This window comes from Geodermatophilus saharensis (assembly GCF_900188205.1).
Taxonomy (GTDB): Bacteria; Actinomycetota; Actinomycetes; order Mycobacteriales; family Geodermatophilaceae; genus Geodermatophilus; species Geodermatophilus saharensis.
On sequence record NZ_FZOH01000012.1, the window covers coordinates 73,058 to 90,073 of the forward strand.

The 17,016-nt window shown below is 76.2% G+C and carries 12 protein-coding genes and 1 tRNA gene; 6 read left to right on the forward strand and 7 right to left on the reverse strand.

Features of this window, described 5'->3' with window-relative positions; genetic code table 11:
- Positions 1–97: 97 nt before the first annotated feature.
- Together CHC04_RS22225 and CHC04_RS22230 are read left to right on the forward strand one after the other, a co-directional pair.
- Complete coding sequence (locus CHC04_RS22225) at positions 98–1,312, forward strand: hypothetical protein (RefSeq protein ID WP_217897509.1); 1,215 nt, start codon at positions 98–100, stop codon at positions 1,310–1,312.
- 215 nt (positions 1,313–1,527) lie between these two features.
- A complete protein-coding gene (locus CHC04_RS22230; RefSeq protein WP_089406143.1) occupies positions 1,528–2,253 on the forward strand; it encodes a hypothetical protein in 726 nt (241 codons plus the stop codon).
- Between the two features lie 337 nt (positions 2,254–2,590).
- Here the strand turns inward: CHC04_RS22230 and CHC04_RS22235 are convergent, their stop codons facing one another.
- Both CHC04_RS22235 and CHC04_RS22240 read right to left on the reverse strand, forming a co-directional pair.
- Positions 2,591–3,490, reverse strand: a complete 900-nt coding sequence (locus tag CHC04_RS22235; protein ID WP_176450147.1) for an ATP-grasp fold amidoligase family protein — start codon at positions 3,488–3,490, stop codon at positions 2,591–2,593.
- An 81-nt stretch (positions 3,491–3,571) separates the two neighbouring features.
- Positions 3,572–4,402 carry an aquaporin gene (locus CHC04_RS22240; RefSeq protein ID WP_176450148.1) on the reverse strand — a complete coding sequence of 277 codons (831 nt, stop codon included), beginning with the start codon at positions 4,400–4,402 and terminating at the stop codon, positions 3,572–3,574.
- A gap of 185 nt (positions 4,403–4,587) precedes the next feature.
- Between CHC04_RS22240 and CHC04_RS22245 the strand changes: the two genes are divergently transcribed.
- Positions 4,588–5,601, forward strand: coding sequence for an NADPH:quinone reductase (locus CHC04_RS22245; protein ID WP_089406145.1), 1,014 nt, complete (start codon positions 4,588–4,590; stop codon positions 5,599–5,601).
- Here CHC04_RS22245 and CHC04_RS22250 read toward each other — a convergent pair.
- Entirely contained in the window at positions 5,591–7,405 is a 1,815-nt protein-coding gene (locus tag CHC04_RS22250; RefSeq protein ID WP_089406146.1) for a hypothetical protein, read from the reverse strand. The two genes, CHC04_RS22245 and CHC04_RS22250, sit on opposite strands and share 11 nt — an antisense overlap.
- A 125-nt stretch (positions 7,406–7,530) precedes the next feature.
- Positions 7,531–8,757, reverse strand: coding sequence for a hypothetical protein (locus tag CHC04_RS22255; protein ID WP_245817660.1), 1,227 nt, complete (start codon positions 8,755–8,757; stop codon positions 7,531–7,533).
- Positions 8,758–8,919: 162 nt separating this feature from the next.
- Here CHC04_RS22255 and orn point away from each other — a divergent pair, with 162 nt between their 5' ends.
- From orn to CHC04_RS22270, 3 genes are all read left to right on the forward strand, one after another.
- On the forward strand, positions 8,920–9,609 hold the full coding sequence (orn, locus tag CHC04_RS22260; RefSeq protein WP_217897510.1) for an oligoribonuclease: 690 nt from the start codon (positions 8,920–8,922) through the stop codon (positions 9,607–9,609).
- A 57-nt stretch (positions 9,610–9,666) separates the two neighbouring features.
- Positions 9,667–9,742, forward strand: a tRNA-His gene (locus CHC04_RS22265).
- A 156-nt stretch (positions 9,743–9,898) separates the two neighbouring features.
- Positions 9,899–11,578: a SpoIIE family protein phosphatase gene (locus CHC04_RS22270; protein WP_089406170.1), complete on the forward strand. Its 1,680-nt coding sequence runs from the start codon at positions 9,899–9,901 to the stop codon at positions 11,576–11,578.
- 33 nt (positions 11,579–11,611) lie between these two features.
- Here CHC04_RS22270 and CHC04_RS24655 read toward each other — a convergent pair whose 3' ends face one another.
- From CHC04_RS24655 to CHC04_RS22290, 3 genes are all read right to left on the reverse strand, one after another.
- Positions 11,612–13,984, reverse strand: coding sequence for an alpha/beta fold hydrolase (locus CHC04_RS24655; RefSeq protein WP_217897511.1), 2,373 nt, complete (start codon positions 13,982–13,984; stop codon positions 11,612–11,614).
- Positions 13,985–14,164: 180 nt separating this feature from the next.
- On the reverse strand, positions 14,165–15,520 hold the full coding sequence (locus CHC04_RS22285; protein ID WP_245817662.1) for a GNAT family N-acetyltransferase: 1,356 nt from the start codon (positions 15,518–15,520) through the stop codon (positions 14,165–14,167).
- 109 nt (positions 15,521–15,629) lie between these two features.
- Complete coding sequence (locus CHC04_RS22290; RefSeq protein WP_176450149.1) at positions 15,630–16,892, reverse strand: alpha/beta fold hydrolase; 1,263 nt, start codon at positions 16,890–16,892, stop codon at positions 15,630–15,632.
- Positions 16,893–17,016: the final 124 nt, after the last annotated feature.

Below are 17,016 nucleotides of genomic sequence, written 5' to 3' on the forward strand. Positions count from 1 at the left end.
GCGGTGACGCTCTCGGGGCACCATCCTGCCCCGAGCGTCTGAAGACGACGCGAGGCCCCCGGGCAGGTGGTCGTTCGATGACGACAGTGGACGCTTCATGAGTCCGTATCTCCCCGTGCTTTACGCACTGGTCGGGGCTCTGGCCGGCGGAGCCTTCTCCTACTGGCTCCAGCGGCCTCGTGTCGTGCTCGTCGTGGACAACATCCGCCTCACCGCCGACTTCTCCAGCGACCGGGAACAGACGAAGGTCAACCAGGCTCTCGGCCAGTTGCTGACGCAGTACGAGCGAGATCTGGGATTTCAAGCCATCGCGAGCAAGGGATCGGCGACGGAACGAGAGTACGTCGAGGCCCTGGTGAAGGCCACAGCCGCCCTAGAAGACGAGATACACTACCTCCTGCCGCGCGTGCTCGATACTGCTCAACAGTTCCGCGACCATCTCCTCAGCGAGGACTATGACTTGGCGGGCCAGACCTTCGCCCGCAACTCCGACATTCTCTGGGATCCCTTCGCCGAAGCCTTTCTCCGAAGCCAGTTCGACCTCCTCCCCCAGGGATGGGGCGACAAGCTCCCTGATCCACCCGACGAGCGGACGTCGGAGGGCACGTACCACCGGATTCGATGGCATTCGAATCCTGACTACTACAGCGTAGAGATGCCCGGAGCGTTCCACGCCCGGTTCGTGATCCGAGGTCCGGGACTGAAGAGCCTCGCATTCCGCCTAGCCAGTGCACTCGCCACGCGAAACAGATCCGAACTCTTCGCAGTGGCACTCAAGTTGCGAACCATCGCCCAGACGCGGATGAAGACGGCGGCCGACCTCGCCGCACTGGTAGCGCAAGAACTCGACCCCTACCGACGGTTCGTGGTCGAGGGGTTGGTTGGCAATCCCGGACGATCCTCCTTCTCGGTGTCCAATCGCTCCAAGCTCATCGTCGAGATGCGGGGATATCGATCCCAGGCCGGAACCCTGTCGCGCGATGTCGAGATGATGTTGACCTTGGGCACGGCTCCGGCTGGCGCAGTCGAGGGCACCATCGATTACTCCACACCAGTCATGGTGCAGCCCGGCCAGTCCCGCCGCTTCACGTGTGTCTCGAGTCAGTACGCGAGGAACATGGAGGCAGCCGAGCAGTTGCTGAGGTCGTTCGAGGGCGGCGATCGGCAGTGCTATCTCGTGGTGGCGTCCATCAGGCGTCGGGGTGACTACCGGCCCATCTACTCCAGGCGTCTCCTGTTCCGCGATCTCGTCAACGCAGCGAAGCTGCCTCCTCGACGCTCCCTGACGAGGGGTGTCGTGCGGAGCAGATGAGAGCAGGGCGCCTTCGACTGCGGACCTCCAGCGGTCCTCGCGTCCCCGAGTGGGCCGCGCGAGGCGACACGCCGTACGCCCGCGGTCGGGGACGGGCTGCCGACCCAGGCGTCCAGTGACGCGATGGTGACGACCCGGTGCAACTGTCGTCGGTGCTCGTCGCCCCGTCACCTCGGGCAGCCCGGCCCAGGGCGATCCATACGGCAGGAGGACCGATGAGCACCTCGACCGGCGCGGCGAAGGCCGAGCCCCTGAACGACCTGACCTGGGCGGAGTCTGCGCAGGCCCTGGGACCCCGGATCGGCCTGGCCGATCTCCTCCAGTCACTGCAGTTGCTGGCCAAGGACGCGGACAGGGATGCGGCCGTCCAGAAGAAGTGGAGGGACGACACCCCGGCGTCCATGCAGGTCATCAGGTCGGGTGCACTCGGGATCACCAAGGGAGCAACAGCGTGGGTGGCCGGTGCCGGCGGTCTCGGGGCTGTGCTGTCCGCCGTCGCCGCTGCCTTGGCCGGGTTCTCCGCCCAAGCCGGCGAGGCCGTCGTCGCCACGCTGATCGGTGCGGCTGCGCTTACCTTCAGCGGGACGGCGATCGCATGTGCCATCTTCATCGCTGGGGACCTCCACGCCCGTGGGCAAGCCACGGCTGCACGGCACTCCGGCCGCGCCGAGGTGGCGTCGGCCTTCCTGCGGGCCACCTCCACCATGCCTCCGGGCGTCGAGGCCACCGCTGCGGCAGCGCGAGGAGCGGATCTGCGACAGCAGGTGCTGTTCGCTCTGGCCGCCTTTCCGGACAAGGTCCACTTCAAGACCGACGGCGACCAGAACTGGTCCCTCGCGACAGGTGCGAGACGACATGAGCGCTATGACATCCAGATCCGGGACGCCGCCGGCAGCTGGACCGCGATCGGGGACGTCGTCGACTACACGACCAACCCCTGAAGGGTCGGTGTCGACGGATACCGCGCCGTCGACGTCGCAGGCGGGGACGCGGGTGGTGGCCGGCCTCGGCGACAGCCTGCATCCGTGACCCGCCCGAGCCGCTGAGGGGAGCCCGGGGACGTGTCCTGGTTCGACCGGGACCGGGAGGCACGGCGACGAGGGTCCCCGCAATCGTGGAGCGGCAGACGCCATCCCTCCGACGACCGGGACCGTGCCCGGTTCCACGCGAGTCATGTCGCCACGTCGCTCTGCTGCGGAGTTCCCTGGCGGGCGTCCCCGTCCCTGGCGTCCCACCGCTGCCCGGCCGATCCCAGCCGGGGCGAGGACCGGCATCGGATCAGCCCGTGTTCGGCCGCATCACCGCGCGGGGCCGGCGGCACAGGGCGGGCATCCGGTGCACCTGGTCCGGCAGGGTCCACCACCCGCCCAGCCAGGCGTCCAGCCCGGGCTCGAGGCGGCTCAGCCCCGCGCCGGGGTAGGGCGTGAGCTCGCCGCCCCAGAGCCGGCCGCCGGAGCGGTAGAGGTCCACGCGCAGCATGTCGAAGCCCTCGGCGGCCGCGGCCGCGGCCGCCAGCAGGTCGGGCAGCCACGGCGGGCGGGGGACGTCGGGCCCGGGCGGGTAGCCCCACGTCCAGGGCAGCGGCTCCCAGTCGTCGGTGTAGAGCCGCCCGCGCAGCCCGTCGCGCCGGTCGGTGTGGACGCCGACCAACCGCGGCACGCCGTCGAAGACCAGCACCTTGAGGTCGGCGGGCACCTCCCCCGGCCCGCCGACGTGCTCCTCGACCAGCAGGCACGGCCGCGCGTGCCGGTAGGCCCACTCCTCGCTCTTGCGCCAGTAGCGCTCGGCGACCCAGCCGGCCGTCCGCACGGCGAGGTCGGCCGAGTCGGGCCGGCCCTCCCCCAGCAGCACCCGGCGGCAGGAGTGGTTGGGCTTGAGCACCCACCGGTCGGGCAGCTCGACGCCGGCGAGGTCGGTCACGTCGGTGCCGGTCCAGTAGGTGTGCGGCACGTGCAGCAGCCCGGCCGCGCGCCGGGCGAAGTGCTCCTTCATCGCCAGCTTGTCGCAGGTGGGCGCGAGCAGCGGCCGGCGGTCCCGGGTGATCCGGCGGTTCAGCTTCTCGGTGAAGGTCCGCGGCTCACCCCACGGCGGCAGCCGGCCGTGGTGCCGCCGGTAGGTCCGGGCCCGCCGCCACGACGGGGGCAGCAGCCGGGTCCAGGCCGGCGGGAACTCCTCCACGCCACCCCTGGTACCGCGGCGTGCCCCATCCGGAACGGTGCCGTGCGGCACCCGCGGTGTCGCACGGCACCGTTGCGCGAATCAGCGGGGCGCGCGGCGCCGCCGTCCGGACTCCGCCTCGGCCGCGGCCCGCGCGCGGGGCAGCCGGGCGCCGTCGGCGCCCGCGTCCTCGTCGGGCACCTGGGCACCGGTCTCGTCGAGGGTGACCTCGGGACCGGCCTGCGCGACGGTCAGCGTCGGGGCCGACAGCGCCCGGACGACGAGGACCGCCAGCACGGCCCCGACCAGCGGCGCCACGATGAACAGCCACACGTGCGCCAGCGGGTCGCCCCCGGCGAACAGGGCCGGGCCCAGGGAGCGGGCCGGGTTGACCGAGGTGCCGGTGAGCGGGATGCCGACCACGTGCACCGCGGCGAGCGTCATGCCGATGGCCAGGCCGGCGAAGCCGGGGGCCGCGGCCTTGCCGGTGACCAGCAGCACCACCGCCACGAGGACGAACGTCAGCAGCACCTCGACGACGAAGGCGCCTCCGCCGCTGACGGTCGCGCCCCAGTCGTTGGCGCCCAGGGCACCGGTCTGGTCGGTGACGCCGCCGAAGTCGCTGGTGAGCAGTGCGAGGACCGCGGCCCCGGCGATGCCACCGGCGAACTGGGCGACCCAGTAGTAGACCGCCTCGGTGGCGGTCATGCCCTTGGACAGCAGCACGCCGAGGGTGACCGCGGGGTTGACGTGGCACCCCGAGATCGGCCCGATCGCGTAGGCCAGGGCGAGGAGGGTCAGGCCGAACGCCAGGGCCACGCCCAGCGGGCCGACCTCCTCGAAGCCGGCGACGGCGGCGCCGACCGCGACGACGACCAGCAGGGCCGTGCCGAGGAACTCGGCGAGGACTTGGCGGAGCAGGGAGGGAGACACCGACGACCTCCGGGGCGTCCGCAGCCGTTCCCCCGCGCCTCCCCCTGGCGGCCACGGTGCGGGCCACCCCGAGGGTGACGCGGCCGTTCCCCCGGGCGCAAGGCCCGTTGCGGAACAGTCGTGCACCACTTGACCGCGTAGAACGGTGTCGTGCGGGCACCCGCGGACCGGGGTAGACGGGACGGGTGCGCGCCATCACCTACACCCGCAACGGCGGTCCCGAGGTCCTCGAGCTGACCGACCGCCCCACCCCCGAGCCGGGCCCCGGCGAGGTCCTCGTGCGCCTCGCGGTCGCCGGGGTCAACCCCACGGACTGGAAGTCCCGCACGAACAGTCCGCCCGGGCCGGAGGGCCAGGTGCCCGGTCAGGACGGCGCCGGCACGGTCGAGGCCGTCGGCCGCGGCGTCGACCCGGCCGTGACCGGCCAGCGGGTGTGGGTCTGGGAGGCGGCCTGGCAGCGGCCGTGGGGCACCGCCGCGGAGTACACCGTCGTCCCGCTGCGCCAGGCGGTGCTGCTCGGCGCCGAGGCGCCCTTCGAGCTCGGCGCGGCGCTGGGCATCCCGTTCCTGACCGCGCACCGCTGCCTGACCCTCGGCGAGTCGGTGCCCGACCGCATGGGTCCCGGCTCGCTGACCGGGCGCACCGTGCTGGTGCAGGGCGGCGCCGGGGCGGTCGGCAACGCGGCGATCCAGCTCGCCCGCTGGGCCGACGCCACCGTCGTCGCCACGGTGAGCAGCCCGCACAAGGCGCAGCTGGCGGCGGCCGCCGGCGCCTCGCACGTCGTCGACTACCGGCAGCAGGACGTCGTCGCCGAGGTCCGCAAGGTGGCCCCGCGGGGTGTCGACGTCGTCGTCGAGGTGTCGGCGGCCCGCAACGCCGCCGTCGACGCGCAGGTGGTCGGGATGCACGGCGCGGTGGCGGTGTACGCCGACGACGGCGGCGCCGAGGTCACCATCCCGGTGCGTGCCCAGATGGGGCCCAACGCCCGGTGGAACTTCGTGCTCGTCTACACCGAGCCCGAGCGCGCCAAGGTGATCGGCGTCGAGGACGTCAACGCCGCGGTCCTCGACGGCGCGGTGCGCGTGGGCGACGCCGCGGGGCTGCCGCTGCACGTGTACCCGCTGGCGCGGACCGCCGAGGCGCACCGCGCGGTGCAGGACGGCGCCGTGGGGAAGGTGCTGGTCGACGTCACCGCGTGACGGGAGCGGGCATCGGCAGGGCGAGGCCCGCGCCGGCGACCAGGTCGAGGTCGGCGAGGTCGCCGGGGCCGCCGTCGGCCCAGGCGGTCTCGACGACGGTGACCAGGCTGCCCCCGGCGGCGCTGGCGTACTCGGCGCCGGAGAGCCCCGCCGGGGCGCCCGGGTAGGTGACGCCCTCGCGCAGCAGGTCGCTGACGTTGCCGCTGCCGTTGGTGTCGGTCAGCGCGCGCAGCGCCCGGGCGGCGGTGCTGTCGCCCATGTCGACCTTGGACACCGACACGACCACCGCGCGGCCGTCGACGTCGGTGGACCACAGCGCCCGGGCCAGCCCCCGGCAGTCGGTGGCCTCGAAGAAGTCGGCGACCTGGCCGTAGGAGTTGCCCACGCAGGTGCCCTCGACCTGCACCTGCTGCAGGAGGAACGTCCGCCCGTCCAGGACGGTGGCCGTCCCCGGCGTCGGCCCGGTGGAGGTCGGCGCGGCCGGTGTGCCGGCGGCCGGGCGCGGCTCCTGGGCGGCGGCGTCGCCGTCCCCGCCGCCGGCGAGCCCGGCGACCAGCCCCAGCAGCACGACGACGGCGAGCAGGGCCGCGGCCGCCAGCAGGACCGTCCGGCGGGCCGGGCGGCGGCGCGGTCCGACCGGCGGAGCGGCCGGCGCGGGCTCCCCGGGCGCCGGGGCGGCCGGCGGGAGGACGGGCGGCGCGGGCTCGGCGAGCGGGGCGGGCGCCGGCCAGGACGCGGAGTCGGCGCCGTCGCCGCCGAAGAGGCCACCCAGCCCGCCGGTGTCGTGGGCCGGGACCGGGGGCAGCGCGGGACCGGGCTCGACGAGGGCGGCGGGGGCCGGGCGCGGCTCGGGCGCGCCGAACGCGGCGGGCGGCGCCACCGCAGGCGCCGGCGGCGCGGCCGCCAGACCGGCGGCGGCCCGCGCGGCGGCCTCCTCGTCGGCCCGGATGGCGGCCACGGCGACGGCGGCCGCGGCCACCGGGTCGACCAGCGGCCCGGCGGGCGGGCCCGCCGGTGCGGGCACGCCCGCGAACGCCGGCGCGACGGGCGGGACCGGCGGCGGGGCGGCCACGGGCTGGGCGGGAGCCGGAGCCGCGCCGAGGGCCGGTGAGGCGGCCATCGCCGCGGGTGCCAGCAGCTCCCGGCGGCGCAGGACGTAGGGCGAGTACGGGAAGCCCTCGCCGTTGAGCTCCTCGACCGTGGGGCCGCGGCCCTCGTAGCCCAGCGCCGCCAGCGCGGCGCGGACGTCGGCGGTGGTCCACAGCCGCGGGTTGTCCACGCCGGCGTAGCGGGCCGCGCGGGAGATGCCCAGCAGCAGCGAGCGCGTCTCCAGGATCGCCACCTGGTCGCCGTCGCCGAGGTCGCCGTCGGCGGGGTCCAGGCCGGTGAGGTCCCCGACGAGGACGGTCAGCCGGGCGATCCGCCCGGGCTCCAGCCCGGCGCGGCGCAACCGGACGGCGGTGTCCATGCCGGCCCGCATGAGGCCGTCGAGCGGGGTCGAACCGCCGCCGGACAGCTGCAGCACCTCGCCCGGCCCGGCGCCGGGCCCGATCGTCCACGACCCGTCCGGCGACGCGGTGACCACGCCGCTCTGCCGCACGACCTCGGCCACCCGCACCACCGCCAGGCCCTCGGGCACGAAGAGGACGGCGTCGGAGATCCGCCGGCCCATCGGCCCGTCGCCGACGGGGATCGAGGCGACGACCGCGCCGCGGATGGCACCGCCGCGGTCCCAGCGGGTCAGCTCGGCGTGGAGCGCACGCTCCCCCGCCGTCTGCAGCGGCACCGGGGTCAGGGGCAGCACGGGTCCTCCGGGAGCGGGTGGGGCGCAGGGGCGCACGGTCGGGCACGCGATCGGGCACGGGGCGCGGCGCGGGTCGGACGGCCGCGGGCGACGCTACGTCATGTGACGGGACGGTCCCGCTCTCCTCAGCGGGTCGGCGCGCCGCCGTCGGCCGGGGCGCCGGCGAGGGCGGGCCCGGCCGTGCGGCCGGGCTCCACCGGCCGCAGCCAGGCGGCGTACGCGCGACTGCCGGCGACCAGGTCGCCCGCCGTCCACAGTGCGGTGGACCCGGCCACCACCAGGGCGATCGACCACCAGGACCAGTTCCACGGAGGCAGGAGCCCGGCCGCGTCCTGCAGCCAGGCGGCGGCGTAGACCGCGGCCGCGGTGGCCGGGGCGGCGCTCCAGCCGGGCAGCCCGCGGGTGACGGCCAGGTCGACGCACACCGCGCCGACCAGCAGGACCAGCGGCAGCACCGAGGGCGGGAAGCCCAGGGCGACCAGGCCCAGCCACACGGCGGCGCGGTAACCGAGGTAGACGGCCGCGACGGTGGTCGCCGCCCAGCGCAGGCCGGTCGCCCGGCGGGCCACGACCAGCGACAGCAGGCCGGCGCAGACCAGCCACGCCGGGTGCACCCACGACGGGACCGGGAGCATGAACGTCGTGGGGGTCTGCCCCTGGGCGGCGGCGAAGTCCAGCAGCTGCTGCTCGGCGGTCGTCGCCCCGGCCTCGTAGGCCCGCAGCGACAGGACGCCGTACTCCTGGTGCTGGTTGGGGAAGACGACGTTCTCGACGAAGAACAGCCACAGGCCCAGCGACACCAGGTCGCGGACGCGGCCGGGCGCCGCGTACAGCCACCAGCCGCGGACGGCGCCGGCGAGCATGACCGCCGTCCCGACGTAGAGCAGCGCGTGGCTGGGGCTCCAGCTGGTGATGTCGAGCCCGTTGACGCGGTGGTTGACGATGTCGATCGGGATGGCGACCAGGAAGGTGGCGATCCCCCACTGCATCAGCCGCAGCGCCCGCCGGTCGACGCCGTAGCCGGTGTAGCTGTGGAACAGCACCAGGCCGATCACCACGGCGGTGCCCGCCGAGTTGAGCAGGTGCGGCGGGGCGAGGTCGTCGCGCAGCCACTTGAAGTGCCACGAGACGTCCCACGACGAGCCGACCATCTTCAGCAGGAAGGCCCCGAGCCAGGCGGCGTAGACCCAGCGCAGCTCCGACTCCCCCGTCGGGCGCCCCGGCGCGCCCGGTGTCCCGTAGGCCGCCCACAGCCAGCGGACGAGGGCGACGGGGTGCCGGAGCCCGGCGGCCGGAGAGCCCGGCGCCGGCGGCACCGTCCGGGCGGGCGCTGCGGGGGCGGGTCGGGGCACGGCAGGACTCCAGGGGATGCGGAACGGGATGCGGCGAGGCTACCTGCGCGAACGGGTGATCCGATGCCCCCGAGTGGCGCCGGTGTGGCGGCCGGGGTAGACGCGGACGCGCGGACGGCCGGGACGGACGGGACGCGCGGACGCGACGTAGGGTCGGGCGTCGTGGCGGAGAGCGGCGGGCACCTGGTCTGGATCGACTGCGAGATGACCGGGCTGGACCTCACCAAGGACAAGCTCATCGAGGTCGCCGTCGTGGTGACCGACTCCGAGCTGCGGGTCCTCGACCCGGGCCTGGACCTGGTCATCCACGCCGACGACGCCGACCTCGACGACATGGCCGACGTCGTCACCGAGATGCACGCCAGGTCGGGCCTGACCGAGGCGGTGCGCGCCTCCGCCCTCACCGTCGCCGAGGCCGAGCAGCAGGTGCTGGCCTACGTGAAGCGGTGGGTGCCCGAGCGGCGCACCGCTCCGCTGTGCGGCAACTCCATCGGCACCGACCGCGGGTTCCTCGCCCGCGACATGCCCGAGCTCGACGATCACCTGCACTACCGGATGGTCGACGTCAGCTCGATCAAGGAGCTGGCCCGCCGCTGGTTCCCCCGGGTCTACTTCGCCCAGCCGCCCAAGGGGCTGGCGCACCGGGCGCTGGCCGACATCGTCGAGTCCGTCCGCGAGCTCGCCTACTACCGCCGGACGCTGTTCGTCGACGCGCCCGGCCCGTCGACGACGCAGGCCCAGCGCGCGGCCGGCGAGGTGACCGGGTCCTTCGCCGACGTCCTCGCCGCCGCCGACGCCACCCCGCCGGACGCCGCCGAGGACGACGCGACCGACGCCGCGTCGGGGAGCTGAGCGGGCTCCGGTATCGTCGTCGTCGTCCCCGGTGCCGCGAGCGCCGGGAGGCACGCGGTGGGTGTAGCTCAGCTGGTAGAGCACCAGGTTGTGATCCTGGGTGTCGCGGGTTCGAGCCCCGTCACTCACCCCACGCAGAGGAGGCCCTGGCCGGTTCGCCGGCCAGGGCCTCCTCTCGCTCCGCCGCCGGCCGGGCGCCCGGCCGGATGTGCCCCCGTGGCGCTCCTGTGCCCGGTAGGCTCCGCCCGTCCGTCGCCAGGGGGCGCTGATCGAAGGACCAGGTGACGTGGTGAGCCAGCCCGCCGCGGCCCGGATGACGTCGGCGTGGCTGACCGCCGCGCTCGACCGGTCGCCCAGCGGGGTGGCCGCCTTCGACGCCGACTGGACCTTCGTCTACGCCAACCCGGCCGTCGCGCGGCTGCTGGGCCGGTCCGGCGGGGCCCTGACCGGGTCGAACCTGTGGATCGCCCTGCCCGAGCTCGGCGGCACGCCGCTGCACGGCGTCCTGGTGCACGCGCGCACCGCCGGCACTCCCGTCACCTGGCGCGGCCGGTACGCACCGGCGCGCCGCTGGCTGTCGGTGACCGCCGAGCCGGTCCAGGACCTGCTGCAGGTGCACGTCCACGAGGTCGCCGCCCCGCGGGCGGAGGAGGCCGGTCCCGCCTATCCCGGTGGCCCCGACGAGCCCGACGCCGACCGTGAGCGGCTGCGCTTCCTGGCCGAGGTCTCCGAGACCATGATCAACAACCTCGACGTGCACGAGTCCGCCACGCAGCTCGCCGAGGTGGTCCTGCCGCGGCTGGCCGACTGTGCGGTCGTCGCGCTCATCGGCGAGGACCGGAGCCGCGCCGGTGAGGCCTGGGCCCACCGCGACGCGGCCGGGCGCGCCGATCTCGACACCTACATGCGCGGCCGCCTCCACGGCACCGGCGACGACGGGGCGATGGTCTCCGCCCTCCTGTCGGGCCGGCCGGTGCAGCTCACCTCGATCGACCAGCAGCAGGTGGCGCCCTCCCTGCCGACGCCGCAGGTGCGGGCGGCGTGGGAGCGGCTGGACCTCACGTCGTGCACGATCGTGCCGCTGCGCGCCCGCGGGGACACCTTCGGCGTGCTGGCGCTGCTCAACGCGGGCACCCGCCCCCCGCACACCGAGCTGGAGATCGCCACCGCCGTGGAGGTGGCCCGACGCGGCGCGCTCGCCCTGGACAACGCCCGGCTCTACGGCCGCCAGCACCGGGTCGCCGAGACCCTGCAGCGCAGCCTGCTCACCCCGCCGCCGCGGCCGGACCGGCTGCAGATCGCCGTCCGGTACCGGCCGGCCACCAGTCACGCGCTGGTCGGCGGTGACTTCTACGACGCCTTCGTGCTCCCCGACGGCGCCACGGTGCTGGTCATCGGGGACGTCGTCGGGCACAGCGTCGAGGCAGCCGCGGCCATGTCGCAGCTGCGCAGCACCGTCCGCGCCCTGGCCTACGACCGTCCCGACAGCCCCGCGCAGACCCTCACCCGGACCGACCGGGCGCTCTCCGGCCTGCGCTTCGGCACGCTGGCGACCGCGCTGCTGGCCCGCATCGAGCAGCCGGCGGAGCAGGCGCGCGACGGGCTGCGCACGCTGCGGTGGTCCTCCGCCGGGCACCCGCCGCCGCTGCTGGTCCGGCCCGACGGCGCGGTGCAGCTGCTCGACTGCCCGCCCGAGCGACTGCTCGGCACCGACGAGCCCGGCCGGCGGACCGACCACACCGCCGTCCTGCAGCCCGGGACCACCGTGCTGCTGGTCACCGACGGGCTCATCGAGCACGGGCGCACCGGCATCGACGAGGGCCTCACCCGCCTGGCCTCGACCCTCACGGGGCTGCGCGACCTGCCCCTCGAGGAGCTGTGCGACCGGCTGCTCGACCGCGTGCTCACCGGTCGTGCCGACGACGACATCGCGCTGCTCGCCGTCCGCTGCTGCACCCGGGACGCCTGACCGCACGAGCACGGGGCCGGGGCCCGGCGCGTCTCACGGCGCCGTGGCGTCCCCGGCGCGATCGGCGGTGCGGACGACGGCGTCGACGAGGGTGGGCCACAGCGCGCGCGGCAGCGAGTGGCCCATCCCCGGCAGCACGAGCAGCTCGGCTCCGGGCACGGCCTCCGCGGTGGCGCGCGCCCCGGCGACGGGGACGACGGGGTCGGCCTCACCGTGCACCACCAGCGTCGGCACCCGGATCGCGCGCAGCGTGCCGGTGCGGTCACCGGAGGCCGCGACGGCCAGCAGCTGGCGCACCGCACCGGCCGGATCGTGGGCGCGGTCGTAGGACCGGCCGGCGACGTCGGCCAGCCACTCCTCGTCGCCCGGGTACCCGGGTGACCCGACGAGCCGGAACATCTGCAGCACCTGCGCCACGTGCTCGTCTCGGCCGGCCGGCGGCCGCCGGGCCGCCACCGCCTGCCAGTCCACCGCCAGCACCGGGGCCGCCATGGCCGAGGTCAGGCTGAGGACCCGATCGGGGTGCCGGACGGCGAGGACCTGGGCGACCATCCCGCCCAGCGAGACGCCCACGACGTGCGCGGCGGTCAGTCCCAGGGCATCGAGCAGCCCGGCGACGTCGTCGGCCATGTCCTCCAGGGTGTAGGCCGCCGAGGACAGGTCCCCGGCCGCGGCGGCCGCGACGTCGGGCACCGCGTCGTGGACGTGGGTCGACAGCCCGACGTCCCGGTTGTCGAAGCGGACGACGAGGAAGCCGCGGTCGGCGAACGCCCGGCACAGGTCCTCGTGCCAGCCGAGCATCTGCACGCCCGCGCCCATCACCAGGACCAGCGGTCGGCCCGACCGGTCGCCGAAGGTCTCGTAGGCGATCTCGATGCCGTTGGCCCGCGCGGTCCGCACGTCCGCGACCTGCGCACCCCTGCCGGCCGCGGTGGCCTGGTCCGCCATGGCCGCCCCTCCCCCGGATGTGCCCGCCCCGCCCTCCCACGGTGACGCGCGGCCTCGGCGCCGGGGAGGGTCGAACTGCCCCGCGGCGCAGGGGCACCCGTCACCGGGTCCTCGACCGGGTCCTCGACCGGGTGGTCGTACCGGTGCGGCGGGCCACCCGCGCGGGCGCCAGGACGGACGGTCGTCGTCGAGGAAGACCGCGGCGGCCCGCCACGGCGGTGAGCCCGGGGGCGCGACGAGGGTGACCGGCCCGTCGGCGGAGGGCAGGGACAGCAGGTACGGCTCGGGGTCGACCGGGCCGGCCGCCGCCTCCGCACGGCGGGGCGCGGCCAGCAGCCAGTGCGCCGTCCGGGCCAGCGACAGCGCGCCGTGCCAGCCGCCGCCCTCCTCCCGCTGCCGCGCCAGCGCGGCGAGCACGGTGGCGGCGGCGAGGTGGCCGGTGGCGTGGTCGAGCGCCTGGGCCGGCAGCACGCCGGGCTCGTCGGCCGTCCCGCAGATCCGCGCGATGCCCGTGGCCGCCTGGACCAGCGAGTCGAAGCCCCGCCGGGCGCCCCACGGGCCGGCCGTCCCCCACGCCGACAGGCTCACCACGACCAGGTGGGGGTGCCGCTCGGCCAGCGCCCCGGGGTCCAGCCCGAAGCGGGCCAGCGCCCCGGGCCGGTAGCCCTGGACGACGACGTCGGCGGTGGCCAGCAGGTCCTCGACGGTGCGCCGTCCGGCCGGGGTCGCCAGGTCCAGCCGCACGTGCCGCTTGCCGGGCCCGGTGTCCACGAGCTGGCCGGGGTCGTCGGGCAGGTGCGGGCTGTCGACCCGCAGCACGTCCGCGCCGTGCGAGGCGAGCGTGCGCGTGGCGACGGGACCGGCGATCACGCGGGTCAGGTCGAGGACCCGCGGCCCGGCCGGGGAGGGGCGCCGGACCGGGCCGGCCGCGGTGCGGCGCAGGTCCACCAGCGGGACGGCGGCCACGGCCCGCCCCGGCTCCGACGCCGCCCACCGCCCGGGCGACCGGACCGCGGCCGCCGCACCGCCGGCCTCGACGACCGCCGTCTCCAGCTCCTCCGCCCGCCAGTCGAGTGCCGCCTCCGCGACGTCCTCCCCCAGCACCCGCAGCGCCGCCGACCGGTGGGTGGGGACGTTGCCGTGCAGCCGCAGCCAGCCGTCGGCGGTGCGCCAGAAGCGCGACAGCGGCGCGAAGCCCGGCGCGACCGGGCGGCCGGCCACGCGGGCGTGGCGCTCGCTGCGGAAGGCCAGGCCGACGGCGGTGGCGTCCACCTCGAGCCGCCCCGGGACCGGGTCGAGCAACCGGGCGGCCGCCAGCTGGGCGACCACGGAGCCGACCGCCAGGTCCGGCACCGGCAGCGGCCCCGACAGCCCGGTGGCGCCGGTGACGGCCACGGCGGGCAGCGGCGCGGCGGTGAGCAGCGGCCACACCTCGGCCAGCACGGGGACGGCGTCCACGGCCGGATCGTAGGAACGCCGTGCCGGTGGGAGAACGCCGCGGAGTGCCCGCCGGTGAGGTGGTGCGCGAACCCGGGCAGGACCACTCGGAGGGAGCCCGCTCGTCAGCCGATCCGGCCGCGCCGTCGAGCCAGCGGGCGAGCTCGCCGGCGCACCCGGGCCCGGGCGGCGCGGACGGGGTCAGCGGCGGTGGGTCTCGGGGAACAGCAGGTCGAGGACGCGGGTGACCGGCCGGCGCCCGTGCGCGGACAGGTCCGGTCGCGCGTCGACCCGGACCAGGACGCACGCCGGCCCGTCGAGGTCGGGCACGCGGAGGTCCACGCCGGCCACCGGGACGCCGAGGGCCCGGGCGGCGCGGGCGGCCGCCGCGGCGACCTCCCGGTGCAGCCGGTCGGTGAGGTCCCCGCCGGCGTGCCGCTCCCCCGCCGGCCGGACGGCGGCGGCGACCACCTCGCCGTCGACGACGACCACCCGCACCTCCTCCCCCGCCGGCTCGGCTCCGACCGGCACGCGGACCCCGGCGGCGGCCGCCAGCCGGCGGGTCACCCGCTCGTCGTCGCAGCGGCTCAGCGCCACCGCCGTGGTCAGCTCCGACAGCGAGCCGCGGGTCAGCACGCTGCGGGCACCGAGGGTGAGCCGGAGCTCCCCCGCGTCGGCGTCGGTCACCTCGACCCGGATCCCCCGGCGCAGCGCCTCGTCGGCGAGGACGCGGGCACCGGGAGGCAGCCGGTCGAGCCCGGGCGGGGTGGGGACGAACAACCGGGCGTTCACGGCGGTGCGGCGCTTGACCACCAGCGCGGGCACCTGGCGGAAGCCGAGCCTGCGGTAGAGCGCGATCGCGCGGGCGTTGTCGTGCAGCACCGACAGGTCGAGGTAGTTCCGTCCCCGGGCCAGGTACCGCTCGGCCAGCACGCGCACGAGGGCCTCCCCGGTGCCTCGCGGGGCCTCGCCCGGGTCGGCCGCCAGGGACCACAGGCTGCTGCCGCCCTCGGGGTCGCCGAACGCCCGGACGTGGTCGACCCCGGTGACCGTGCCCACGACCCGCCCCGTGCGCCGGTCCTCCGCCACGAGGTACCGCACCGTGCGGGTGGAGTGGCCGTGCCAGACGGTGGCGGGGTCCCCCGGGACCATGCCGACGACCCGGAGGACGCGCTCCATCCCGACGACGTCGCCCGGGCAGGTCATCGTCCGCACGAAGACGTTCTCGACCAGCTCCCGCCGGGGTCGGTAGCGGTGCAGGTCGAGCCGGAAGGTCAAGGACGGGTCGAGGAACAGCTCGTCGGGCGCCAGCCCGAGCAGCACCTGGGGGTCGCGCGGGTAGATGCAGATGTCCCGGCGGCCCTCTGCCTCCTCCCGCAGCACCTCGACGAGCCGCCGCGGGTCGGCGAAGGTCTGGCCGAACACCAGCCGGCCCCAGCCCAGGTCAAGGGCGGCCTCGGTGTCCATGCCGCGCAGCTGGTGCTCGGACGGCGGCTGCCAGGGGGTGCCGGTGATCGTCGGTACGGCCGCCAGCGGACGGGTCCGGTGGTTCCTCACGGTGCGCTGCCACCCGGGGGTCGTGTCCGGCCCGTCGGGCGCCGCGTTGCACCCCGGCCGTGCCGGGAGGACGTGCCCACTGCGACGCGGACGAAACGGATCCGGAACGTCAGCGGGGAACCGGGACGCGCCGGGCCGGGCCCGCGGGTGCGGAGGACGTGCCCGCCCGCAGGAGCTCGAAGACACCCTGACCGGCGGCCGCCCACCGCCCGGCCGCCGGCTCCCCGCGCAGCCACGTGGCCGCGGCGGTCAGCAGCTGGAGCCCGGCCGAGGCCTCGAGGTTGAGGTGCACGGGCACCGGCAGCACGCGCAGCAGCCCCGCCGGGTGGTCGGTGAGCAGGGTGTCGGCCAGGCCGGCCGCACCGGAGGCGGCCAGCAGCAGGCGGGTCCGCGGTCCCCACGGCCGGGTCCACGGCACGGTGAGCAGCGCGAGGGTGGTGACCACGTCGAGCGCCGCGTGCGCCCGCGGCGGCAGCGGCCGAGCCGCGGCCAGCGGGTCCCCGGGCGCCGACCGCGGGACGACGACGCCGTCACCGGCCGGGCCGCCGCCGTCGGGGCCGTCGAGTCGGCCGGCGAGGAACGCCGCCACCAACCGGGCGGAGACGTCGGGTGCCGACCAGTGGGCGTTGTGGGCCGCGCCCTCGATGACGACGAGCCGGCCGTCGGGCAGCAGCCGGGTGACCTCCTCGGCCCACTCCTGGGTCAGCGTCCGGTCGTGCCGGCCGCGCACCACCAGGGTCGGCGCCGCGACGCGGGGCAGCCGCTGCTCGATCGGGTCGTCGCAGCTGCGGACCAGCTGCTGCACCATGCGGGCCACGCCGGTGGACAGGTACTCCACCTGCAGCACCGGCTGCAGGCCGGGGACCTCGAAGACCATGTTGCGGAGCACCTGCGGGTACTGCTTCCACGGCCGCCGGTAGCGGGGGTCCGGGGTGGACCCGGACAGCACCACCCGGTCCACCCGGTCCGGGTGGCGGGCGGCCAGCTCGACGGCGACCTGCGCGCCGATCGAGTTGCCGAAGAAGCTCGCCCGGCCGATCCCGGCGGCGTCGAGCCACTCCACGAGCTGTCCGGTCTGCGTGGCCACGTCGGGCCCTCCGGGCCGGCGCAGCCGCCGGTCGCGGGGCGAGCGGCCGAAGCCGGGCAGGTCGGGGGCGACCACGTCGTGGCCGAGGGCGGCCAGCCGCCGCCCCAGGGGGATGAGGTACCGGCTGGACAGGCCGAGCCCGTGCAGCAGGACGACCGGCGTGCGGCCGGTGCCCGTCCCGGGGTGCCACGCGCGGGAGTGGACGCGCGTGCCCGGGCCCGGCACGTCGGTCCACACGTGCTGCGGGGCGGGGCCGGCCGGGCGGAGGGAGCTCAGGACGGACACGGGGCCTCCGGAGAAGGGAGGAGGCCCCGGCTGCTCGGGGCCCCGTCCCCCTACCCGCGTGACGCGTCCTGCACCACACCGCCGCCGTTCCGGATTGACCCGGTACGCCGCTGGGCACCGGGGT

Bases quoted from the DNA above. Each gene is read 5' to 3' on its own strand.
- CHC04_RS22225 (WP_217897509.1), top strand. From the start codon at position 98: ATGAGTCCGTATCTCCCCGTGCTTTACGCACTGGTCGGGGCTCTGGCC.
- CHC04_RS22230 (WP_089406143.1), top strand. From the start codon at position 1,528: ATGAGCACCTCGACCGGCGCGGCGAAGGCCGAGCCCCTGAACGACCTG.